The organism is Agrococcus sp. UYP33, from assembly GCF_054060915.1.
The window spans coordinates 24097-48068 of record NZ_JBSSDR010000001.1; the positions used below are offsets into that span (position 1 = coordinate 24097).

Annotated in this window: 11 protein-coding genes; 5 read left to right on the forward strand and 6 right to left on the reverse strand. The window is 72.2% G+C overall.

Features of this window, described 5'->3' with window-relative positions:
- Positions 1-3: 3 nt before the first annotated feature.
- On the forward strand, positions 4-1176 hold the full coding sequence (locus tag ACVWW9_RS00100; RefSeq protein ID WP_456513904.1) for a glycosyltransferase: 1173 nt from the start codon (positions 4-6) through the stop codon (positions 1174-1176).
- Positions 1173-2138 (forward strand): DUF6492 family protein, encoded by a 966-nt coding sequence (locus ACVWW9_RS00105; protein ID WP_456513905.1) that lies wholly within the window; start codon positions 1173-1175, stop codon positions 2136-2138. Before ACVWW9_RS00100 ends, ACVWW9_RS00105 begins: the two co-directional genes overlap by 4 nt.
- Here the strand turns inward: ACVWW9_RS00105 and ACVWW9_RS00110 are convergent.
- Positions 2118-3602, reverse strand: coding sequence for a polysaccharide biosynthesis tyrosine autokinase (locus ACVWW9_RS00110; protein WP_456513906.1), 1485 nt, complete (start codon positions 3600-3602; stop codon positions 2118-2120). The genes ACVWW9_RS00105 and ACVWW9_RS00110 overlap by 21 nt on opposite strands.
- A gap of 109 nt (positions 3603-3711) precedes the next feature.
- On the opposite strand from ACVWW9_RS00110, the gene ACVWW9_RS00115 reads away from it, so the two are divergent.
- Genes ACVWW9_RS00115 through ACVWW9_RS00125 form a run of 3 tightly spaced genes read left to right on the forward strand, consistent with a single transcriptional unit; the run spans position 3712 to position 7507 of the window.
- Entirely contained in the window at positions 3712-4785 is a 1074-nt protein-coding gene (locus tag ACVWW9_RS00115) for a polysaccharide pyruvyl transferase family protein (RefSeq protein ID WP_456513907.1), read from the forward strand.
- Positions 4782-6020 carry a Coenzyme F420 hydrogenase/dehydrogenase, beta subunit C-terminal domain gene (locus ACVWW9_RS00120; protein WP_456513908.1) on the forward strand — a complete coding sequence of 413 codons (1239 nt, stop codon included), beginning with the start codon at positions 4782-4784 and terminating at the stop codon, positions 6018-6020. Before ACVWW9_RS00115 ends, ACVWW9_RS00120 begins: the two co-directional genes overlap by 4 nt.
- Positions 6017-7507 carry a lipopolysaccharide biosynthesis protein gene (locus ACVWW9_RS00125; protein ID WP_456513909.1) on the forward strand — a complete coding sequence of 497 codons (1491 nt, stop codon included), beginning with the start codon at positions 6017-6019 and terminating at the stop codon, positions 7505-7507. The genes ACVWW9_RS00120 and ACVWW9_RS00125 overlap by 4 nt, the downstream gene beginning before the upstream one ends.
- A 92-nt stretch (positions 7508-7599) precedes the next feature.
- On the opposite strand, the gene ACVWW9_RS00130 is transcribed toward ACVWW9_RS00125, so the two are convergent.
- From ACVWW9_RS00130 to ACVWW9_RS00150, 5 genes are all read right to left on the reverse strand, one after another.
- Positions 7600-11109: a PKD domain-containing protein gene (locus tag ACVWW9_RS00130; protein ID WP_456513910.1), complete on the reverse strand. Its 3510-nt coding sequence runs from the start codon at positions 11107-11109 to the stop codon at positions 7600-7602.
- A 366-nt stretch (positions 11110-11475) separates the two neighbouring features.
- The gene (locus ACVWW9_RS00135; protein WP_456513911.1) at positions 11476-14991 is read right to left on the reverse strand and encodes a PKD domain-containing protein; all 3516 of its coding nucleotides are present in this window, start codon (positions 14989-14991) and stop codon (positions 11476-11478) included.
- A 187-nt stretch (positions 14992-15178) separates the two neighbouring features.
- Positions 15179-16453 carry a hypothetical protein gene (locus ACVWW9_RS00140; protein WP_456513912.1) on the reverse strand — a complete coding sequence of 425 codons (1275 nt, stop codon included), beginning with the start codon at positions 16451-16453 and terminating at the stop codon, positions 15179-15181.
- A gap of 34 nt (positions 16454-16487) precedes the next feature.
- The gene (locus ACVWW9_RS00145) at positions 16488-20006 is read right to left on the reverse strand and encodes a PKD domain-containing protein (RefSeq protein WP_456513913.1); all 3519 of its coding nucleotides are present in this window, start codon (positions 20004-20006) and stop codon (positions 16488-16490) included.
- A gap of 435 nt (positions 20007-20441) precedes the next feature.
- A complete protein-coding gene (locus ACVWW9_RS00150) occupies positions 20442-23972 on the reverse strand; it encodes a PKD domain-containing protein (RefSeq protein WP_456513914.1) in 3531 nt (1176 codons plus the stop codon).

Genomic DNA, 23972 nt, shown 5'->3' on the forward strand with positions numbered 1-23972 from the left:
ACCATGCACATCGCGATGCTCGGAACCCGCGGCGTCCCCGCGAGCTACGGCGGCTTCGAGACGGCGGCGGAGGAGGTCGGCGCCCGACTCGTCGAGCGCGGGCACGACGTCACCGTCTACGGCGACGACACCCAGCCCGACGTGACGACCTACCGCGGGATGCGCGTGATCCACGTGCCGGCCCTCCGCCTGAAGCAGGCCGAGACGCTCAGCCGCACGGGACTCGCGACGCTGCGGGCGATGGCGGGCCGGCGGCCCGATGCCGCGATCGTCTTCAACGCGGCGAACGCTCCGTACGTGCCGCTGCTGCGTGCGCGCGGCATCCCGGTCGCCGTGCACATGGACGGCCTCGAGTGGCGGCGCTCGAAGTGGGGCGGCGCCGGCCGCGCCTACTACCGCTGGGCGGAGTCCTTCGCCGTGCAGACCGCCGACGCGCTCATCGCCGATGCGCCAGGCATCGCCGAGTACTACCGCGAGGAGTTCGGCGTGCCGACGGAGCTCATCCGCTACGGCGCGCCGATCCTGAGCGGCACCGACGCCTCGCTGCTCGAGCCACTCGGCCTCGTCGACGGCGGCTATCACGTGGCGGTCGCGCGCTTCGAGCCCGAGAACCACATCCTCGAGATCGTCCAGGGCTACCGTGCGAGCAGCGCGACGCGGCCGCTCGTCGTCGTCGGCGCTGCGCCCTACAGCGCCGCCTACACGCAGGCGATCCACGAGGCGGCGGACGGCGATGCCCGGATCCGGCTGGTGGGCTGCATCTACGACAGCGAGCTGCTCGATGCCCTCTACGCGCACGCGCGGACGTACGTGCACGGCCACTCGGTCGGCGGCACCAACCCGTCGCTGCTGCGGGCGATGGGCGCCGGCGCGGCCACGATCGCGTTCGACGTCGGCTTCAACCGCGAGGTGCTGGCCGACGACGGCTGGTTCTTCGGCGACCCGGCCGAGCTCACGCACGCGTTCGAGGCCGCCGAGGGCGACGACGCCGCCGTGCTGGCGCGCGGCCTGCGCTCCCGCGAGCGCGCGGCGCGGGTCTTCCGCTGGGACGATGTCGCCGACGACTACGAGCAGCTCGCGATGCGGCTGCGAGAGGGCAGCTCGGTGCACCAGCTCGCGCGCCACGCCCGCCGGGCCGTGCCGGCGCAGGCCGGCGCCGGGCTCGCCCTGTCGTGACCGCACACCTCACCGTCGTCACCGTCGTCTTCGAACCGGAGCTCGCGCTCCTGCACCTCCAGGCTCGCTCGCTCGCGCACTTCCTGGATCCCGATGGCGTCGCGGCGATCATCGTGCTCGACAACTGCGCGGGCGGGATGGGCCGCCGCGCACGGCGTGCGGTGCTCGAGCGCTTCGGCCCCGCGCTCGCGCCGCGCGTGTCGTTCCTGCGCACCGCGCAGCTGGGCGTCGACGGCGGCGCGGCGGGGTGGCGCAGCCAGCAGGCGGCGAAGCTGCTCGTGGCCCGGCGCATCAGCACGCCGCACTACGTGATCCTCGATGCGAAGAACCACCTCATCGGACGGGCGGGCGCCGACGACTTCGTCGACGCGACGGGAGCCGCCCGCGGCGGCACGCACTCCTACGCCGTGCATCCGCTGCGCGAGAGCCTCGAGCGCACGCTCCGGCATCTGGGGGCGGACGACGACGCGGTCGAGCGGCTCGTCGCCGACTTCCCCCGCACCGTCACGCCCTTCGTCGTCGACACCGCGCTCGCGCGCCGGATGATGGACGACATCGAGGCAGAGGCGCGCGAGCCGTTCGCCGATGCCTTCGAGCGCGCGGGGCTGCTCGAGTTCTTCCTCTACTCCGGCTGGTGCCTGCTGCGCGGCCCGGGCTCGCCCGTCAACGGCGACACCATCCCGGCACCGATCCTCTGGCCCGCCCACGCCAACGAGGACGGCGCGGCCGACGCGATCCGGGAGGCGACCGAGACCGGCGCCGCGTGGTTCGCCGTGCATCGTCGCGCGCTCGCGCGGGCGGATGCGCCGACCCGTCGCCGGATCGTGCGGCTCTGGTCGGACCGCGGCCTCATGACGCCCGCGGAGGCCACCCGCTTCGTGCGGCGGTTCCGCCTGGCGTACGCGCCGGCGACCGGCCGCGCGCGGCTCGGCCGGCGACTGTCACGCCTCGGGCACCGCTGAATGCCGCACTCGCGCGACCGGCCGCTTCTGCCGACGCTCAGCGCCGGGATCGTCCGCGTAGTAGGTGTTGCGATGCTTCGAGGGGCGAGCACGGTTGAGCACGATGCCCAGGATGCGCCCGCCGGCAGACTCGAGCGAGCGGATCGTGTTCGCGAGCTGGGGCCGACGGGTCTTCGACGCGTCGACGACGATCACGACGCCGTCGGCGAGCGGGGCGATCAGGTTCGAGTCGGCCACGGTCAGCACAGGCGGCGAGTCGATGATGACGACGTCGTAGCGCTCCGCCGCGTCGTCGAGCACCGACCGGAACGCCTCAGAGGTCACCACCGTCGCGGGGTTCGGCGGCAGCGCGCCCGAGGTCAGCACGTCCGGGCCGTGCTCGCGCCAGCCGACGATCGCCCGCGACAGCTCGATGCCACCCATGAGGGCCGTCGTGAGGCCGACCGAGCCGTCGAGGCCGAACAGCTCGTCCACCCGCGGGCGGCGCAGGTCGGCATCGATCACGAGCGTCCGGTCCCCCGAGTCGGCGAGCGTCACCGCGAGGTTGGTCGAGAACGTCGACTTGCCCTCGCCGGGCGACGACGAGGTGATCAGGAGACGGCGCGACGTGCCGTCGAGCGTGGTGAACGCGAGCGCCGACTGGATCCGCCGCATGTCCTCCGACACCGGGTCGTGGGGTTCGCGCGCCACGATGAGCCCTGCGCCGACACCGCGCGTCGCGCGCGTCACGACGCCGAGCACCGGCAGATCCGTGACCCTCGCGACCGCTGCCTCGTTCCGCACGCGGGTGTCGGCGACGGTGGCGACGAAGGCCGTGAGCACGCCCAGCAGGAAGCCGATCGCCGCTGCCAGCAGCGCGTCGCGAGTCTTGTTCGGCACGGTCTGCACCGTCGGAGCGACCGCGTCGTCGATGACGGAGGCGCTGATCGTCGCGGCGCCCTCCACGCTGTCGGCGCCGACCTCGAGCACCACGACGGCGAGCTGCTCGGCGACGCTGTTGGCGACGGCGGCGGCGCGCTCCGGCTGCCCGGAGGTGGCGATGACGTCGAGGATGACCGTGTCCTGCGGGATGGTGACCGCGATCGACCGCGCGAGGTCGCGCGGCGTCGTCTGCAGGTCGAGGTCGTCGATCACGAGGTCCAGCACCCTCGACGACGTCGCGAGCCGCGCGAAGGAGAGCATCTGGTTCTGCGTGTAGGCCGACCCCTGGTTGAGGTCGGCTCCGGACGTGCCCTCGTTGAGCGCGAAGTAGAGCGATGCGCGGGACTGGAACTGCGGCGGGGTCGCCGACGCCATCGCGTAGCCCGCGGCACCGCCGAGGAGCGTCATGCCCACCACGACCGCCCAGAACTTCCGCAGCGCCTCCCAGACGTGGGACAGGTTCCACTGCACCGGCTCGGCGCTCACGCGGTCCTCCTCGCACCCGGGGCGCTGCGCGCCGAAGGCATCCTGCTGCTTCGGCATCGGCCCGTCATGGGTGAGACACTACCGGCGCGCATCCTCCGGTTCGTCCCGCGCCGTGCCGCTACTGTGACGCCAGGGTCTCCGGGCGCCCGAGATGAAGGAGGCTCCGATGCGCATCCTCGTCGCATGGGCTGATGACTCGTCGCCGAACCTCGGCGTGCGCGCCCTCGGCCAGGGGTCGGTCGATCTGCTGCGCCAGGCATGGCCCGACGCCGAGTTCGTCTACATGAACTACCGGCGCCGCCCGGACGCGATCCCCTGGGGCAGCGACCGGTCGCTGCTCCGCGAGCGGCTCACCGGCCGCAAGGGCATGATGCGGTGGCTCGCCGACTTCGACCTCGTCTGGGACACCCGCTCTGGCGACAGCTTCGCCGACATCTACGGGCTTCCGAGGCACGTCACGATGTCGCTCGTGCACGAGTTCGCGGTGCAGGCGGGCACGCCCATCGTGCTCGCGCCGCAGACGCTCGGGCCGTTCGGCACCGTCCGCGGCCGCTTGCTCGCCCGGCGCTCCCTGCACCGCAGCCGCCTCGTCTTCGCGCGCGATCCGATCAGCGCCGAGGCCGCGACCGCCCTCGGCCGCGCGCCGGACGCCGTGACGAGCGACCTCGTCTTCGGGCTGCACCAGCCCGCGCCCGAGGCGGCGCACGACGTGCTGCTCAACGTCTCGGGCCTGCTGTGGCACGGGGACGCGCACGGCGACGCCAGCACCTACCGGACCGCCGTCCGCGAGGTGATCGACGGGCTGCTCGCCGACGGGCGCAGCGTCACGCTGCTCCCCCACGTGCTCCACGCCGACAACCCAGACGACGACGTGCCTGCATCGCGCGAGCTGCACGCGGAGTACGACGGCCGCGTGGGGCTCCGCGTCCCCGAAGACCTCGACGACGCGCGGTCCGCGATCGCCGCCGCGCAGCTCGTCATCGGCGCGCGGATGCACGCGTGCCTCAACGCCCTGTCGACGGGCACGCCGACGGTCGCCATGGCCTACTCGCGGAAGTTCGCGCCCCTCATGGACGCGATCGGCTGGCCGCACGTCGTGCAGCTCGCCGAGACCGATGGCATCGGCGCCGCCGTCCTCCGCCACGCTCGGCTCGACGGCCTGCGAGCGAAGGCCGCCGCCGCGCAGCAGCAGGGCCAGCAGCAGCTGGTGCCCCTCCTCGAGCGGCTGGGCGCCCTGTGACCGGCACCACGACGACCGGAGGCACCACGACCGGGCTCGAGCGGGCGGTCGCCGACGTGCTCGCGCGGGACGCGTGCTCCGGCTGCGGCCTCTGCTCCCGGCTGGACCGGTCGGTGCGGATGGAGATCGACGACGCCGGCTACGCGCGACCCGTGTTCTCCGGGCTGTCGGAGCCGATCCACGATGCCGAGGCCATCTTCCGCCGCGGCTGCCCCGGCGTCGTGGTGCGCGCGCCGGCCGCGCCGCGCGGCGCCACTCCGCACGCGCTGCTGGGTGCCCACCTCGGGGTCTGGAACGCCTGGGCGACCGACCCCGAGATCCGGCACACGGCCAGCAGCGGCGGCGCGCTGACCGCGCTGCACACCTGGCTCGTCGAGAGCGGCAGGGCGGCGCGCGTCACCGGCGCCGCGGTCGACGCCGACGCCCCGCGCCGCACCGTGCCCGTCTCGATCATGACCCGCGAGCAGGCGCTCAGCGCCGCGGGTTCGCGCTACGCGCCGGTCGCCGCCCTCGACAACGACGACGTGCTCGCGCCCGGCAGCGCGGTCTGCGCGAAGCCCTGCGAGATCTCGGCGCTGCGGCAGACCGCCGCCGACCTCATCGACGGTGAGCCGCCGCTCATGCTCTCGTTCTTCTGCGCAGGCACGCCGAGCCAGCGCGCGACCGACGCCCTGCTGTCGGAGCTCGGCGTCGGGCGCCACGCCGAGGTCCGGGCGCTCCGCTACCGCGGGCGCGGCTGGCCCGGTCGCTTCACCGCGACGAGCGGCGACCGCGAGGTCTCCGCCGACTACGACGAGTCATGGGGCCGCACGCTCGGCCCGACCACGCAGTGGCGCTGCAAGGTGTGCGTCGACGCGGTCGGAGAGGCCGCCGACATCGTCTCCGCCGACTCGTGGGAGTCGGACGAGCACGGCTACCCGACCTTCGTCGACGGCGCGGGCGTGAGCGCGCTCATCGCACGCACCGAGCGAGGACGCCGGACGATCCTCGAGGCCGAGGCAGCCGGCGTGATCGAGCTCGCACCGCTCTCGATGGACCGCCTCGCGGCGGCGCAGCCGCTGCAGACGGAGCGGCGCCGGTTCCTGCGCGCACGGCTGCTCGGGTCGCTGCTCGCCGGCCGGCGCCCGCCGCGCTATCCGGGCTACGCCCTGCTGCGGCTCTCCGCGACGGCGCCCCGCATGGCGGCGCGGGTGCTGCGGGGCACGTTCCGCCGGGTGCGACGAGCGGCGCGATGATGTCGTCGACCCTCGCGCACGACGCCGCGCGCGGCGCGCTCTTCACGATGATCGCGCAGGCGGCGCGCATCCTGCTGCAGCTGATCTCGGTCGCCGTGCTCGCGCGGCTGCTCACCCCGCACGACTACGGCATGCTCGCGATCGTGCTCGTGCTCGTCGGGCTCGGCGAGATCTTCCGCGACTTCGGGCTCACCTCCGCCTCCATCCAGGCGCCCGAGCTATCGACCGGGCAGCGCGACAACCTGTTCTGGATCAACGCCGGCATCGGCACGGGGCTCGGGCTGGCGATGCTGCTCGCCTCCTGGCCGCTCGGCGCGATCACGGGCGAGCCCGACATCGTCGGCATGGCCCAGTGGCTCGCGCTCCTCTTCGTGTTCAATGGGCTCGCGACGCAACATCGTGCGAACCTCATGCGCGAGGTGCGGCTCCGCCCGCTCGCCATCGTCGACGTCGCCGCGGCCGCGATCGCGCTCGCGGTCGCGATCGCCGCGGCGCTGCTGGGCGCGGGGTTCTGGGCGCTCGTCATCCAGCAGCTGTGCAACGGGGCCATCTCGCTCATCGGCATCGTCATCGCCGGCCGGTGGCTGCCGCGGCGCTACTCCCGCGCGCACAGCGTGCGCACGATGATCACCTTCGGTTGGAACCTCGTGGCCGCGAACCTCGTGCAGTACGCCGCACGCCAGGTCGACACGGTGCTCGTCGCCGGCCGCTTCGGCACCGCGTCGCTCGGCCTGTACAACCGGGCCTTCCAGCTCGTGATGACGCCCCTCGGACAGGTCCGCTCGCCGTTGCAGTCGGTCGCGCTCCCCGTGCTCTCGAGGCTGCAGCGCGATCAGCCGCGCTTCGAGACGTACGTCACGGCGGCGCAGCTCGCGCTCGGCTACCTGATCGGCATCCCCATCGCCATGCTCGCAGGCCTCGCCGAGCCGGTCGTCGCGATCATGCTCGGCGATGCGTGGGCCGAGGCGGCGCCGATCCTGCGGATGTTCGCGATCGCCGGGCTCCTCACCACGCTGTCGTACGTCGGCTACTGGGTGTACCTCGCCCGCGGTCTCGGCGCGCAGCTGCTCCGCTACACGCTCGTCACCGCGGTGATCAAGGTCGTCTGCATCGTGATCGGCTCGTTCTTCGGCGTCATCGGCGTCGCGATCGCCTTCGCGGTGCACCCGGCGATCGCGTGGCCGATCTCGCTCGCGTGGCTCTCCCGCGTCACGCCGATGCCCACGCGACGGCTCTACGGCGGCGCGGTGCGCATCTTCGTCGTTACGCTGCTCGCCGGCGTGGCGGCCTGGGGCGCCGGCGAGGCTGCATCGCCGCTCGGCTCGTGGGCGGCGGTGGGCGCCGGGCTCGCCGCGGGCCTCGTGACCGCCTCGGCCTCGCTGCTCGTGCCGATCTACCGGCGGGACGCGCAGTCGCTCATGGGCTTCGTCCGGCTCATGGCGACCCGCCGCCGACCGGCAACGGGCACCGCAGCCACTGCCGACTGAACCGGCGGCCGAGCACCGACCGCGGACTCGCGCGAGAGACGCAGAGAACGCCCGCGCAGCGCGCGAGCGGGCCCCCGCAGCGATGCTCTGTCTCACCCCAGGTTCGTCACCCGGAACGCGTCGATCGAGAAGACGCCGGTCGCGGTGGCCGTGCTGCTGCGGTTCGCGTGCACGCCCACCGAGCCGGTCGGGTTCGAGCCGGTGGCGTCGGTGACGCTCACCTGCCACGCCGCGGGCTGCGGCGTGCCGGCGCGCCAGAGGCTCGCCTCGACCGTCGTGCTCGTCGTCCCCGTGACCTCCACCTCGAGGGTGAACCAGTCACCGGCTGCGCGAGTGATGCCCGGCACCTGGTAGCTCCGCAGCACCGTCGACCCGTGCTGCACGACGAGCCAGACCGTGCCGTTGTCGCGGAGCCAGACCCGAACCCGGTAGTCGCCGGCCGACGTCGACCGCGTGATGACACCCAGGTAGGAGGAACCGGTCGCCGGCGCCTGGTCGAGCCGCAGATCCATCGAGACCCGCAGGTCGCTGAGCGCGAGCGCGTTCAGCCGCAGGTCCCTGGTCGAACCCGCGCCGAGGGCGAGCGTGCCGACGCCGTTGCCGACGGACGCGGGGGCCGAGGTGCCGGTGACGGTCCACGGTCCGCCGACCTCCGACGTCCCCCAGCCCGACGCCACCGTGCGGGAGAAGTCGTCCGCGGCCGCGTACGTGGCGGGTCGCGGCGCATCAGGCTCGGTGGTCTGCACCACCCGGGTGGTCGACGCGGTGGCACCGTCGTCGTCGGTGACGGTGAGCGTCACCGTGTAGGTGCCGGCGGCACCGTATCGATGCGTGGCCGTCGCGCCCGAACCGTTCGGCGTGCCATCGCCCCAGCCCCAGGCGTACGACGCGACGCTGCCGTCCGGGTCGGAAGAAGCCGAGCCGTTCGCGGCGACGTCGAGATCGTCGACGGTGCTGGTGAACGACGCCGTCGGCCGGACGTTGGCGGCCTGCACCGTGACGTCCTGCGTGACGGTGTCAGTGAGCCCGCGGCTGTCCGTGACGGTCAAGGTGACCGCGTACGTGCCCGCCTGGCTGTAGGGATGCGTGGGCGAGACGCCGGTGCCGGTGGCCCCGTCACCGAACTGCCACGCGTACGACGCGATCGTCGAGCCGCTCCCGGCGGTCGAACCTGACGCGTTGAAGCTCGCGCTCAGCGTGCTCGTCGACGCCTGGAAGGCCGCCGTCGGCGCCTGGATGCCCGAGCCGATCGCGTGGTGCGTCGACACCTGAGTGCTCGAAAGCACCCTGCTGTAGACGGCCACCTCGTCGATCGCGCCCCGGAAGTGGGCCGACGACGGGGCACTAGGCCAGGAGCTCAGGTTGTCGCCGCCGATCCTCCAGTAGCCGCTGTACGTCTGCGCTGTCGTGACGGCTGTGTTCTGCGCCACGCGAATGCCGTCGACGTAGAGCGCCATGCCGTCCGTCCCCTGGCTTGCGACGACGTGGTGCCAGCGGCCGTCGTTGTACGAAGCCGGCGACGAGATCGTCCGGATCACGCCGGCCGGACGCACGCCGAACGTGAGCCGGCCGTCGTTCCGCATGTAGACGTGGCGGTCGAAGCTGGTCGACGAGCCGGTCTGCGAGCTGCCGAGGCCAACGAGCTTGCCGCCCTGCGTGCTCGTCGTGTTGAACCACAGCTCGGTCGAGAAGGCGCTCGACACCCTCGCGCTCACGTTCGACGAGACGCGGCCGCTCGTGGTGCCGTCGAAGCTCGATGCCGACTCTCCGGTGGCCCCCGCGACCGCTCCGGGCGCCAGGTTGATCGCACCGGTGCCGAACAGCGGCACCGTCGATTCCGCCCAGTCCGTCCGAAGTGCGCCGAGGGGGTAGTAGAGCGTCGCGCCGTCGTCCAGCACAGCATTCGCGTACGCAGACGTCTGGCCGCTCGCAACGGCCACCGTCGTCGCCGGGCTGGTCACTGCGTTGCCATCACCATCGGCGACCCTCACGGTGTAGGTGTAGCTCGCTCCCGGTGTCAGCCCCGTATCGGTGAACGTGACCTGGGGCTGCGACCACCAGCTGGAGGGTACGACCCGCGCTTGCACCACGCCGGCCGTTCCCGCCCGTCGCAGCTCGTAGGTGAGGTCGCGGTCGTCACGGTCCCAGTTGCCGCGGATCGAGATCCGCACCCGACCTGCGACCAGTGAGGTCGCGGTCGGCGCACCCCAGGTCGCGCTCGCGATGCGTGGGCCCTGCTTCGGCCCGTTGGGCGGTGCTGTGGAGAAGCGGACGATGCCCTCGTGGCGAAGGTTGTTCACGCTGCCGAACTCGCCGGCGACCGAGAGGAACTGGTCGTTGCCGGTCATCGACAGACCTGCCTGGTTGAGGCCGGAGGTGCGGCCGACGGTGAAGTCGGGGTACCACGCGTACGGCGCCGGTGCGGGCGTTCCGCCCCAATCCTTGTAGGTCGGGCTGTGCGTGAGCGTGCCCTCGGCGGTCGCGGTGAACGCCTCGACGTACCGGTACGTGCGCGGGCTCAGCTCCGGCGCGAGGCCTGCGGTGTTGCACGCGTGGGTATGGCTCGTCGCGTACACCACCTCGCCCGTGGAGAACACGCCGTAGTGGTCGCCGTGGCAGTCGGCCACCCAGCGGATCGCACCGGTGCCCGTCTCGGCGGCGAAGACGCCCTCGAGGTTGCCGATGGTCTGAGGCGCGTACGACCAGCCGGTGCCGAAGACACCCGAGCCGTCGGTCGTGAGCGCGAAGATGCCGGCCTTGCCGGCGTACGACCCCTCGGACCATCCGTTGATGACAGACTTCGAGGCGGCCCAGGCGGTGTCGATGGCACCGGTCACCGGGTCGAGCGGGGCGAGCCCGCGCTGGACGACGCCGTTCGTGAGGTAGAAGCGGCCGCCGACGATGACGTGCGAGCCGTCCGGGTCGATCACCATCGCGTCGCCCTGGCGGTCGAGCGTGGGTGCCCACGAGCGCAGGGCACCGTCAGAGGTCGCGAATGCGGCGAGGTTCTGCCGCGCCACGCCGTTCGCCTGCGTGAAGAGGCCGGTGACGTACACGGTGTCGCTCGTGGTCGCGATGCCGTACACGCCACTGCCGCCGATCGAGGCGTTGAAGTCGGGCAGCAGTGCACCCGTGGTCGGGTTCAGGGCCGCGAAGTTGAAGCGGGTCTGGCCGTTCACCGAGGTGAACGAGCCGCCGATGTAGAGGCGCGTGCCGTCCGGCGAGGCGGCGACGGCGCGGATCGGGCCGTTCACCTGCGGCGCGAAGGACAGGAGGTTCCCGGTCCGGATGTCGTACGAGAGGATGTTGCTCCGCGGGGTGAGGCTCGTGCCCGGCGCGGCGAGCGGTGCCCGGGCGTTGGCGAAGCCGCCGCCGGCGAACACGGTGTTGCCGATCATCGTCTGCGCCCACACGTAGCCGTTGTCGATCTGCACGGTGGGCAGCGGATCGGCGGTGACGACCGAGCTGTCGCGCTGCTGCAAGGTGACCGGGCCGGTCCCGGCTGCGTTCGCGACGGTCAGACCTGAGGTCAGCATCGCGCCTGTCGCGAGGGTCGCGAGGGCGGCGAGCAGCACGGCGCGCAGAGGGCGGCGAGAGCGCATGGCGGTTCCCATCTCAGAGGGCTCTTCCCGAGACGAGGGGCACTGCCGTCGAGCCTCGTGCTCGACGGGTCCGGCGTGGTGCGATCACAGCTCTCCCGACATCCGTAGCCCCGCGGGCCTCGACGCTGCGGTCCGGCGAGCCGGGACGACGTCGATGCCGCCTTGCTCTGAGCGTATGGATAACGCTGTTCGGAAAACGACCGATCGCGGCAATCATCAGCGGAAGCCGCGTCGGGCTTGATCTTCCGCGCGACCGGGCGCCGCTCGGACGCTCGCTCCTTGGACGAAGCAGCGCGGCCCCGCTCGCGCAGCGCGCGAGCGGGGCCAGCACCAGGAGGGAGTCGCCGTCGGGGCGCTCCCCCGCCGTCACCCGAGGTCGGTGACCCGGAACGCGTCGATCGAGAAGACGCCGGTCGCGGTCGCCGTGCTGCTGCGGTTCGCGTGCACGCCCACCGAGCCGGTCGGGTTCGAGCCGGTGGCGTCGGTGACGCTCACCTGCCACGCCGCGGGCTGCGGCGTGCCGGCGCGCCAGAGGCTCGCCTCGACCGTCGTGCTCGTCGTCCCCGTGACCTCCACCTCGAGGGTGAACCAGTCACCGGCTGCGCGAGTGATGCCCGGCACCTGGTAGCTCCGCAGCACCGTCGACCCGTGCTGCACGACGAGCCAGACCGTGCCGTTGTCGCGGAGCCAGACCCGAACCCGGTAGTCGCCGGCCGACGTCGACCGCGTGATGACACCGAGATAGGAGGAACCGGTCGCCGGCGCCTGGTCGAGCCGCAGATCCATCGAGACCCGCAGGTCGCTGAGCGCGAGCGCGTTCAGCCGCAGGTCCCTGGTCGAACCCGCGCCGAGGGCGAGCGTGCCGACGCCGTTGCCGACGGACGCGGGGGCCGAGGTGCCGGTGACGGTCCACGGTCCGCCGACCTCCGACGTCCCCCAGCCCGGTGCGACCGTGCGCGAGAAGTCGTCCGACGCCGCGAACGTCGGTGCCACCACGACGGGGTCCGTCGCCTGGACGACGCCGGTCGTCGTCGCGGTGGCTCCGTCGTCGTCGGTCACGGTGAGCGTCACGGTGTAGTCGCCCGCGGCCCCGTAGCTGTGGGTCGAGGTCGCGCCCGAGGTGCTCGCCGTCCCGTCGCCCCAGCTCCAGCTCCAGGAGACGACGCTGCCGTCCGGATCCGACGAGCCGGAGCCGTCCACCGTCGCGCCGAGGTCGCTGACCGCGCTCGTGAACGACGCCGTCGGGCCGACGTTGGCGGCCTCGACCGTGACGTCCTGGGTGATGGCACCGCTGAGCCCCCGGCTGTCGGTGACGGTCAGCGTGACCGCATAGGTGCCGGCCTGGTCGTACGCATGCGTCGGCGAGACGCCGGTGCCGGTCTTGCCGTCACCGAACTGCCACGCGTACGAGCCGATCGTCGAGCCGCTCGCGGCCGTCGAGCCGGACGCGTCGAAGCTCGCGGAGAGCGTGCTCGTCGTGGCCTGGAAGGCAGCCGTCGGCGCCTGCAGCCCCGCGCCCATTGCGTAGTGCGCCGCGACCTGGCCGCTCGTGAGCGCCGAGCCGTACACGGCGACCTCGTCGATCGCACCGCGGAACGAGGCCGAGGAGGGCTGCGCCGACCAGCCGTTCAGGTTGTCGCCGCCGATCCGCCAGTAGCCGCTGTAGTCCTGCGCGCCGGTGACGCTCGCATCCTGTCCGACCAGCGCGCCGTCGACGTACAGCGCGATGCCCCCGGGCCCCTGCGTCGCCACAGCGTGGTGCCAGCCGCCGTCGTTGTAGGCGGCGCTCGACGAGACGGTGCGCACCTGCCCGGGGTAGACGCCGAACGTCAGTCGGCCGTCGTTCTGCATGTAGATGTGGCGGTCGTAGTTGCTCGACCAGTCGGTCTGCGAGTTGCCGAAGCCGATCAGCTTGCCGCCCTGGTTCGTGGTCGTGTTGAACCACAGCTCGGTCGAGAACGTGCTCGGCACCGTCGAGCTCGAGCCCGACGAGACGCGGCCGTTGCCCGTGCCGTCGAAGCTCGACGCCGACTCGCCCGTCACGCCCGCAACGCCACCCGGCGACACGTTCGTCGCGCCGCTGCCGAACAGCGGCGTGCTCGATCCACCCCAGTCGGAGCGGTCGGAGCCGAGCGGGTAGTACAGCGTCGCCCCGTCGTCGAGCACGGCGTTGGCGTACGGGGACGACTGCCCGCTCGCGACGGTCACCGTCGCGGCCTGGCTCGTCACGGCGTTGCCGTTGCCGTCGACCACGCGCACCGTGTACGTGTGGCTGGTCCCGGGCGTCAGCCCGGTGTCGTTGAAGGTGATCTGCGGCTGCGACCACCAGCTCGACGGGACGACCTGCGACTGGATGACACCGGCCGTGCCGGTGCGGCGCAGCTCGTACGTCAGGTCGCGGTCGTCGCGGTCCCAGTTGCCGCGGATCGAGACGCGCACCCGACCGGCGACGACCGAGGTGGCGGAGGGCGCTCCCCAGGTCGCGCTCGCGATGCGCGGGCCCTGCTTCGGGCCGTTCGGCGGGGCCACCGCGAAGCGCACGATGCCCTCGTAGCGCAGGTTGTTCACGCTGCCGAACTCGCCGGCGACCGAGAGGAACTGGTCGTTGCCGGTCATCGAGAGCCCTGCCTGGTTGAGGCCGGAGGTGCGGCCGACGGTGAAGTCGGGGTACCACGCATACGGCGCCGGAGCCGGCGTGCCGCTCCAGTCCTTGTAGATGCTGCTCACCGACGGGCTGCGCGTGAGCGTGCCCTCGGCGGTCGCGCTGAAGGCCTCGACGTACCGGTAGCTGCGGGGGTTGAGCTCGGGTGCGAGACCGAGGGTGTCGCACTGGTGCGTGTGGCTGGTCGCGTACACCGTCTCGCCGGTCGAGAAGACGCCGTAGTGGTCGCCGTGGCAGTCGGCCACCCAGCGGATCGCACCGCTGCCGGCCTCTGCGGCGAAGACGCCCTCGAGGTTGCCTGCTTCCACGTCGGCATAGACCCAGCCCGTGCCGTACACGCCCGAGTCGTCGGCGGAGAGCGCGAAGATGCCCGCCTTGCCCGCGGTCGCGCCGGAGGACCATCCGTTGATGATCGTCTTCGATGCGGCCCACGCGGTGTCGATGGCGCCGGTCACCGGGTCGAGCGGGGCGAGGCCGCGCTGGACCACGCCGTTCGTGAGGTAGAAGCGGCCACCCACGATGACGTGCGAGCCGTCCGGGTCGATCACCATCGCGTCGCCCTGGCGGTCGAGCGTGGGAGCCCAGGAGCGCAGCGCGCCGTTCGAGGTCGCGAACGCCGCGAGGTTCTGCCGGGCGACGCCGTTCGCCTGCGTGAACAGGCCCGTCGCGTAGACGGTGTCGCTCGTGGCCGCGAGGCCGTAGACGCCGGTGCCGCCGATCGAGGCGGTGAACCCCGGCAGCAGCGCGCCGGTCACCGGGTTGAGCGCCGCGAAGTTGTACCGCGTCTGGCCGTTGACGGACGAGAAGGAGCCGCCGATGTACAGGCGCGTGCCGTCCGCTGAGGCCGCGACGGCGCGGATCGGGCCGTTCACCTGCGGCGCGAACGACAGCAGGTTCCCCGTCCGGATGTCGAAGGAGAGGATGTTGCTGCGGGGCGTCAGGCTCGTCCCCGGCGCCGCGAGCGGTGCGCGCGCGTTGGCGAACCCGCCGCCGGCGAACACGGTGTCGCCGATCATCGTCTGCGCCCACACGTAGCCGTTGTCGATCTGCACGGTGGGCAGCGGATCAGCCGTCACCACCGAGCTGTCGCGCTGCTGCAGCGTGGCCGGACCGGTCCCGGCTGCGTTGGCGACGGTCAGACCTGAGGTCAGCAGGGCGCCCGTCGCGACGGTCGCGAGCGCGGTGAGCAGGACGGCGCGCAGAGTGCGGCGAGGGCGCATGGTGTGTCCATCTGTCAGTGGGTGGTTCTCGTGAAGCCGCGAGGACGCTGCTCGTCGGCGAGCCGGCAGCGGCGTCGATGCCGCCTGGAGCGAGCGTAGGGATAACACCGTTCGAAAACGACCGGCTCCTGTAATCATCAGCGGAACCCGCGTCAGGCCTGAGCATCCGGGCCGCGGGAGGGCCAGCTCAGGACGACGCGCCGCCGACCGGCTCCAGTCGACGCGGCAGCTGCTGGCTGAACCGTCCGGGGACGGCCGCCGCGTCGTCCTGCATCGCGCTCCAGGCGACCGCCAGCCCGGCGAGGAACCACAGGAACGACCCGAACTGCGTGATGAGCGCGACGGCGAACAGCGCTGGCAGCTGGCAGACGACGGCGATCGTCGCCGGGTTCGTGCGTCCGCGCAGCAGGTTCAGCACCAGCACGACGAGCAGCGCGGAGACGAGCAGCACCGGCACCCAGCCGAAGCGCAGCGCGATCAGCAGCATCGTGTTGTCGACCGAGCGGGCGAAGGTGCCGAGGTACACGCCGCCCTCGATGCGCCCCTGCCAGTCGCCGGCGTTGCCGAACAGCTGCACCTCGGAGACGAGCGTGAACAGGCCGCTGCGATAGTCAGCGCTGCCGCCCGCCTCCTCTCCGGCGTCGGAGAAGACGTCGCCGAGGAACGGCACGAGGATCGCGAGCGCCGCGACACCGCCCACGGCGACCCACCAGCGCGCGGTGCGGCGGATGCCCGGCATCACGATCAGGCTCACCGCGATCGTGAGCGCCACGGTGACGAGGCCGATCCGGCTGAACGAGGCGACGACGGCCCCGACGATGACCGCGAGGGACAGGACGATGACCGGCGCCGGCCACCGGGTGCCCAGCACGAACGCAGATGCCATCGCGAGCGAGGCGCCGAGCGCGATCGCGTGGCCGAACGCCCCCTCGGCTCGCAGGAAGTCGGACCGCGGCTGCAGCCCCGACCACTCCGCGAACGGTCCGGAGCCGGGGATGAGCACGAAGAGGTTCGACCCGGTCGAGAACTCGATCACCGCGAGGACCGCGGCGACGGTCGCGAACGCCGCGATCGTCCGCGTGACGAACAGCGCAGGCACCCGCGCCAGCACCATCCGGCCCCAGACGTACGGCACGACCCACTGCAGGATCGCGATCACCGTGTGCGAGAGCGTCGCGAGCTGCAGCGCAAAAAGGATGAGCACGAGCAGGCCGAAGGTCGCGACGAACGCGTCCGCCACCGTCAGCCGCACGTCGGCGAAGTTCGAGGCGATGGCGGCCAGGGTCACGAGCGTGATGGCGGCCCAGAAGAAGCCGACCGTGACGCCGATCCAGATGGGCACGAGGAACAGCACGAACGCCCACATCACGAACGTCGCCCGCGGGCTCGCACGGAAGACGAACAGGGCGACCCCGCCCGCGCAGAGCGCGAGCGGGGCCAGCACCAGGAGGGAGTCGCTCATCGGGCTCAATGTAGCCGCCCGGCGCTCCCGTCCGTCACCCGAGGTCGGTGACGCGGAACGCGTCGATCGAGAAGACGCCGGCAGCGGTCGCTGCGCTGCTGCGGTTCGCGTGCACGCCCACCGACCCCTGCGTGTTCGTACCGGTCGAGTCGGTCACGCTCACCTGCCACGCCGACGGCTGCGGCGTGCCCGCACGCCACAGGCTCGCCGCGACTGTGGTGCTCGTCGAGCCGGTCACCTCCACCTCGATGGTGAACCAGTCACCGGCTGCGCGGGTGATGCCCGGCACCTGGTAGCTGCGCAGCACGGTCGACCCGTGCTGCACGACGAGCCAGACCGTGCCGTTGTCCCGCAGCCAGACCCGCACGCGGTAGTCACCCGCTGAGGTCGACCGCGTGATCACCCCGACGTACGCGGAGCCGGTCGCGGGTGCCTGGTCGAGCCGCAGGTCCATCGACACGCGCACGTCGCGGAGCGCGAGGGCGTTGAGCCTGACGTCTCTGGTCGACCCGGCGCCGAGGCTCAGCGTGCCGACGCCTCCTGCGACGGATGCGGGGGCCGAGGTGCCCGTGACGGTCCATGCTCCGCCTGGGTTGGCTGAGCCCCAGCCCGAGGACACGGTGCGGGAGAAGTCGTCCGCGGCCACGAAGGTCGCGGGCGGAGGCACATCCGGCTCGCTCGGCTGCACCACCCGGGTGGTCGAGGCAGTCGCACCGTCATCGTCGGTGACGGTGAGCGTCACGGTGTAGCTCGCGGCGCCGCCGTAGCGGTGCGTGGCCGTCGTGCCCGAGCCGTTCGGCGTCCCGTCGCCCCAGCTCCACGCATACGACACGATGCTGCCGTCCGGATCCGAGGAGGCCGAGCCGTTCACCGCGACGTCGAGATCGTCGACCGAAGTGGTGAACGACGCCGTCGGCCGCACGTTGGCCGCCTGCACCGTGACGTTCTGCGTCACGGCATCGCTCAACCCGCGGCTGTCGGTGACCGTGAGCGTGACGGCGTAGGTGCCCGCCTGGCTGTAGGGATGCGTCGGCGAGACGCCGGTGCCGGTCGTGCCGTCACCGAACTGCCACGCGTACGAGGCGATCGTCGAGCCGCTCGCGGCGGTCGAGCCGGACGCGTTGAAGCTGGCGCTGAGCGTGCTCGTCGTGGCCTGGAAGGCGGCGGTCGGTGCCTGCTGGCCGGAGCCGACGGCGAAGTGCGTCGAGACCTGTGCGCTCGTGAGCGCCGAGCTGTAGACGGCCACCTCGTCGATCGCGCCGCGGAAGTAGATCGACGACGGTGCGCCGGGCCACGAGCCCAGGTTGTCGCCGCCGATCCGCCAGAAGCCGGTGTAGCTCTGCGCCGTGGTCACGGTCGTGTCCTGCGCCACGCGCGCGCCGTCGACGTAGAGCGCGATGCCGCCCGTCCCCTGCGTCGCCACCACGTGGTGCCAGCGGCCGTCGTTGTAGGACGCGGTCGACGAGATCGTCCGCACCTGCCCCGGATAGACCCCGAACGTCAGCCGCCCGTTGTTCTGCATGTAGATGTGGCGGTCGTAGCTGCCCGACGAGCCCGTCTGTGAGCTGCCGAAGCCCATGAGCTTGCCACCCTGCGTGGTCGTGGTGTTGAACCACAGCTCGGTCGAGAACGTGCTCGGCACCGTCGAGCTGGAACCCGACGACACGCGGCCGCTCGTCGTGCCGTTGAAGCTCGATGCCGACTCGCCCGTCACGCCGGCCACGGCGCCCGGCGACGTGTTCGTCACGCCGGTGCCGAAGAGCGGCGTGCTCGCCCCGCCCCAGTCGGATCGGTTCGTCCCGAGCGGGTAGTAGAGGGTCGCCCCGTCGTCGAGCACGGCGTTCGCATAGCCGGAGGACTGGCCGCTCGCGATCGTCACCGTCGCAGCCTGGCTCGTGACGGCGTTGCCGTTGCCGTCGACGACCCGCACCGTGTAGCTCTGGCTCGAGCCCGGTGTGAGGCCGGTGTCGTTGAACGTGACCTGCGGCTGCGACCACCAGCCCGAGGGCACGACCTGCGACCGGATCACGCCGGCGGTGCCCGCGCGGCGCAGCTCGTACGTGAGGTCGCGGTCGTCGCGGTCCCAGTTGCCGCGGATCGAGATCCGAGCGCGCCCAGCCACGACCGACGTCACCGTCGGCGCGCCCCACGTCGCGCTCGCGATGCGAGGACCCTGCTTCGGCCCGTTGGGCGGTGTGGTCGAGAAGCGCACGAGGCCCTCGTAGCGCAGGTTGTTGACGCTGCCGAACTCGCCGCCGACGGAGAGGTACTGGCCGTTGCCGGTCATCGACAGGCCGGCCTGGTTGAGCCCGGACGTCCGACCGACGGTGAAGTCGGGGTACCACGCGTAGGGCGCCGGAGCCGGCGTCCCGCTCCAGTCCTTGTACGTGCTGCCTGCGGACGGCGTGCGCGTGAGCGTGCCCTCCGCGGTCGCGGTGAACGCCTCGACGTATCGGTAGGTGCGCGGGCTCAGCTCCGGCGCGAGGCCCGCGGTGTCGCACGCGTGCGTGTGGCTCGTCGTGTAGACCACGGAGCCGGTCGAGTAGACGCCGTAGTGGTCGCCGTGGCAGTCGGCGACCCAGCGGATCGCACCGGTCCCTGCCTCGGCCGCGAAGGTGCCCTCGAGGTTGCCGATCGAGGTGTTGGCGTAGACCCAGCCCGTGCCGTAGACCCCCGAGGCGTCGACGGCCAGCGAGAAGATGCCCGCCTTGCCTGCGTAGGTGCCCTCGGACCAGCCGTTGATGACGGTCTTCGATGCAGCCCACGTCGTGTCGAGGGCGCCGGAGACCGGGTGGAGCGGCGCGAGGCCGCGCTGCACGACCCCGTTGGTGAGGTAGAAGCGGCCGCCGACGATGACGTGCGAGCCGCCGGGATCGATGACCAGGGCGTCGCCCTGCAGGTCGATCGTGGGCGCCCACGAGCGGAGCGCCCCGGTGCCCGCGTCGAAGGCCGCGAGGTTCCGCCGCGCGACACCGTTCGCCTGGGTGAATCGCCCGGTCACGTAGACCGTGTTGCTCATCGTCGCGATGGCGAAGACGCCGGCGCCGCCGATGGAGGCGTTGAACCCGGGGAGCAGCGCACCGGTCACCGGGTTGAGCACGGCGAAGTTGAAGCGGGTCTGCCCGTTCACCGAGGTGAACGAGCCGCCGATGTAGAGGCGCGTGCCATCGGCGGACGCCGCGACGGCGCGGATCGGGCCGTTCACCTGCGGTGCGAACGAGAGCAGGTTCCCGGTCCGGATGTCGTACGAGAGGATGTTGCTCCGCGGCGTCAGGCTCGTGCCGGGTGAAGCGAGCGGCGCGCGCGCGTTGGCGAAGCCGCCGCCGGCGAACACGGTGTTGCCGATCATCGTCTGCGCCCACACGTAGCCGTTGTCGATCTGCACGGTGGCGAGCGGGTCTGCGGTGACGACGGAGCTGGTGCGCTGCTGCAGGGTGACCGGACCGGTCCCCGCTGCGTCGGCGACGGTGAGTCCCGAGGTGAGCATCGCGCCGGTCGCGACGGTGGCGAGCGCGGCGAGCAGCACCGCGCGCAGGGGGCGGCGGGGACGCATGGTGGTATCCATCTGTCAGAGGGTTCTTCCCGTGAGGACCGCGAGCGGCTCACCCGCGGCGTCGTTGCCTGTGCGGTTCCGGCCCAAGGCGGTCGTCGTGGCGGTGACGATGATCCGATGGGCGGTGGCGAGAGCCATCGCCGCCGAGCGTCGCGCTCGACGGCTCCGGCGTGGTGCGATCACGGCTCTCCAGATCGGTCGGCAGCGGCCGATGACGCTGCTCGCCGGCGAACCGCGAGCGGCGACGATGCCGCCTTGCGACGAGCGTATGGATAACGTCGTTCGGAAACACCCGTCGGCGGCAATCATCAGCGGAATCCGCGCCGGGCCTGAGTCCCCTGACCCTCTCCTGGAGGCGGCGGAGGCCCTGCTCCCGCTGACGACCGAGAGGAGGCCCCGCCCGCGCAGGCGCGCGAGCGGGGCCGGCGCTCTCCGTCACCGGAGGTTCGTCACCCGGAACGCGTCGATCGAGAAGAGCCCCGCGGCGGTCGCCGCGCTGCTGCGGTTGGCGTGCACGCCGACCGAGCCGCTCGGGTTCGACCCGGTCGCATCCGTCACGCTCACCTGCCACGCCGCCGGCTGCGGCGTGCCGGCGCGCCAGATGCTCGCCTCGACGGTCGTGCTCGTCGTGCCGGTCACCTGCACCTCGAGCGTGAACCAGTCGCCGGCCGCTCTGGTGATGCCGGGCACCTGGTAGCTGCGCAGCACCGTCGACCCGTGCTGCACCACGAGCGACACCGTGCCGTTGTCGCGGAGCCACACCCGCACGCGGTAGTCACCGGCGGCGGTCGACCGGGTGATGATCCCGAGGTAGGCCGAACCCGTCGCAGGCGCCTGGTCCAGCCGCAGGTCCATCGACACGCGCACGTCGCTGAGGTCGAGGCCACCGAGCCGCAGGTCCCTCGTCGACCCGGCACCCAGGTTCAGGGTGCCGAGGCCGCCGCTCACCGACGCCGGCGCCGCGGTGCCCGTGATCGTCCAGGGTCCGCCGACGTCGGCGGTGCCCCAGCCGGGCGAGACCGTGCGGGAGAAGTCGTCCGAGGCCGCGAAGGTCGCGGGCGGCGGCAGGTCGGGCTCGGTCGCCTCGATGACGCCGGTCGAGGTCCCGACCGCTCCGTCGTCGTCGGTCACGGTGAGCGTCACGGTGTAGCTGCCGGCGGCGCCGTAGCGGTGCGTCGACGTCGCGCCCGAGGTGCTCGCCGTCCCATCACCCCAGTTCCAGCTGTAGGACGCGATGCTGCCGTCGGGGTCGGAGGAGGCGGAGCCGTTGACGGCGGCGTCCAGGTCATCGACCGAGGACGTGAACGAGGCGGTCGGGCCGACGTTCGGGGCCTCCACGGTGACGTCCTGCGTGATGGCGTCGCTCAGCCCGCGGCTGTCGGTCACGGTGAGAGTGACCGAGTACGTGCCGGCCGCGTCGTAGTCGTGCGTCGCGGAGGCGCCCGTGCCGGTCGCGCCGTCGCCGAACTGCCACGCGTACGAGCTGATCGTCGATCCGCCCGCGGCCGTGGACCCCGACCCGTCGAAGCTCGCGCTCAGCAGGTCCGTCGTCGACTGGAAGGCGGCGGTGGGAGCCTGGAAGCCCGAGCCCACGGCGAAGTGCGTCGAGACCTGCCCGGCGGACAGCGCCGTGCCGTAGACGGCGACCTCGTCGATCGCGCCGCGGAAGTAGTTCGACGACGGTGCGCCGGGCCACGAGCCCAGGTTGTCGCCGCCGATCCTCCAGTAGCCGTTGTAGGCCTGCGCGGTCGTGACCGCCGCATCCTGCGCCACGCGGTTGCCGTCGACGTAGAGCGCGATGCCGTCCGCCCCCTGCGTCGCCACGACGTGGTGCCAGCGGCCGTCGTTGTACGAGGCGGTCGACGAGATCGTCCGCACCTGCCCCGGATAGACGCCGAACACCAGCCGACCGTTGTTCTGCATGTAGATGTGCCGGTCGTAGCTGCTCGACGAGCCGGTCTGCGAGCTGCCGAAGCCGAGGAGCTTCCCGCCCTGGTTCGTCGACGTGTTGAACCACAGCTCGGTCGAGAACGTGCCCGGCACGGAGCCGCTCACGTTCGACGACACGCGGCCGTTCGTCGTGCCGTTGAGGCTCGTCGCCGACTCACCCGTGACGCCGACCACGGCGCCGGGCGACAGGTTGCTCGCACCGCTGCCGAACAGCGGCGTCGTCGAGCCACCCCAGTCGGTCCGGTTGGAGCCGAGCGGGTAGTAGAGGGTGGCACCGTCGTCGAGCACGGCGTTCGCGTAGTGCGACGACTCGCCGCTCGCGATGGTCACGGTCGCGGCCTGGCTCGTCACCGCGTTGCCGTTGCCGTCGACGACCCGCACCGTGTACGTGTGGCTCGCACCGGGTGTCAGGCCCGTGTCGTTGAACGAGACCTGCGGCTGCGACCACCAGCTCGACGGCACCACCCGCGACTGGATGACACCGGTCGTCCCGGCGCGCCGCAGCTCATAGGTGAGGTCGCGGTCGTCGCGGTCCCAGTTGCCGCGGATCGAGATCCGGGCGCGGCCGGCGACGACCGACGTGGCGGTCGGCGCTCCCCACGTCGCGCTCGCGATGCGAGGACCCTGCTTCGGCCCGTTCGGCGGCGTGGTCGAGAAGCGCACGAGGCCCTCGTAGCGCAGGTTGTTCACGCTGCCGAACTCCCCGCCGACGGAGAGGTACTGGCCGTTGCCGGTCATCGACAGGCCGGCCTGGTTGAGGCCGGAGGTGCGACCGACGGTGAAGTCGGGGTACCAGGCGTAGGGCGCCGGCGAGGGCGTCCCGCTCCAGTCCTTGTAGATGCTGCTCACCGAGGGGCTGCGCGTGAGCGTGCCCTCCGCGCTGGCGGTGAAGGCCTCGACGTACCGGTACGTGCGCGGACTGAGCTCGGGTGCGAGTCCAGCGGTGTCGCACTGATGCGTGTGGCTCGTCGTGTAGACGACCTCACCGGTGGAGTAGACGCCGTAGTGGTCGCCGTGGCAGTCGGCCACCCAGCGGATCGCCCCGCTGCCGGCCTCGGCTGCGAAGGTGCCCTCGAGGTTGCCGATCGTCGTGTTCGCGTAGACCCAGCCGGTGCCGTACACGCCTGAGGCGTCGACCGCGAGCGAGAAGATGCCCGCCTTGCCGGCGTAGGTGCCCTCGGACCAGCCGTTGATGACGGTCTTGGAGGCCGCCCATGCGGTGTCCAGGGCGCCCGTGACCGGGTCGAGCGGGGCGAGGCCGCGCTGCACGACCCCGTTGGTGAGGTAGAAGCGGCCGCCGACGATGACGTGCGAGCCGCCGGGATCGATGACCAGGGCGTCGCCCTGCAGGTCGATCGTGGGCGCCCACGAGCGGAGGGCGCCGGTGCCGGCGTCGAAGGCCGCGAGGTTCTGGCGCGCGACCCCGTTGGCCTGCGAGAACAGGCCGGTGACGTACACGGTGTCGCCCGAGGTCGCGATGCCGTAGACACCGCTGCCGCCGATGGAGGCGTTGAAGCCGGGGAGGAGCGCACCGGTGGTCGGGTTCAGCACCGCGAAGTTGAAGCGGGTCTGGCCGTTCACCGAGGTGAACGAGCCGCCGATGTAGAGGCGCGTGCCGTCGGCGGACGCCGCCACGGCGCGGATCGGGCCGTTCACCTGGGGTGCGAACGACAGCAGGTTCCCCGTCCGGATGTCGTACGAGAGGATGTTGCTGCGCGGGGTGAGGCTCGTGCCCGGCGCGGCGAGCGGTGCCCGGGCGTTGGCGAAGCCGCCGCCTGCGAACACGGTGTTGCCGATCATCGTCTGCGCCCAGACGTAGCCGTTGTCGATCTGCACGGTGGCGAGCGGATCGGCGGTGACGACCGAGCTGGTGCGCTGCTGCAGCGTCACCGGGCCGGTGCCGGCCGCGTTCGCGACGGTCAGGCCGGAGGTCAGCATCGCGCCGGTCGCGACCGTGGCGAGCGCGGCCAGGAGCACGGCACGCAGGGGGCGGCGAGGGCGCATGGTGGTGTCCAT

Coding starts and splice junctions, on each gene's coding strand:
- ACVWW9_RS00100 (WP_456513904.1), top strand. CDS start 4: ATGCACATCGCGATGCTCGGAACCCGCGGCGTCCCCGCGAGCTACGGC.
- ACVWW9_RS00150 (WP_456513914.1), bottom strand. CDS start 23,972: ATGGACACCACCATGCGCCCTCGCCGCCCCCTGCGTGCCGTGCTCCTG.
- ACVWW9_RS00140 (WP_456513912.1), bottom strand. CDS start 16,453: ATGAGCGACTCCCTCCTGGTGCTGGCCCCGCTCGCGCTCTGCGCGGGC.
- ACVWW9_RS00125 (WP_456513909.1), top strand. CDS start 6,017: ATGATGTCGTCGACCCTCGCGCACGACGCCGCGCGCGGCGCGCTCTTC.
- ACVWW9_RS00115 (WP_456513907.1), top strand. CDS start 3,712: ATGCGCATCCTCGTCGCATGGGCTGATGACTCGTCGCCGAACCTCGGC.
- ACVWW9_RS00110 (WP_456513906.1), bottom strand. CDS start 3,602: ATGCCGAAGCAGCAGGATGCCTTCGGCGCGCAGCGCCCCGGGTGCGAG.
- ACVWW9_RS00135 (WP_456513911.1), bottom strand. CDS start 14,991: ATGCGCCCTCGCCGCACTCTGCGCGCCGTCCTGCTCACCGCGCTCGCG.
- ACVWW9_RS00130 (WP_456513910.1), bottom strand. CDS start 11,109: ATGCGCTCTCGCCGCCCTCTGCGCGCCGTGCTGCTCGCCGCCCTCGCG.
- ACVWW9_RS00145 (WP_456513913.1), bottom strand. CDS start 20,006: ATGCGTCCCCGCCGCCCCCTGCGCGCGGTGCTGCTCGCCGCGCTCGCC.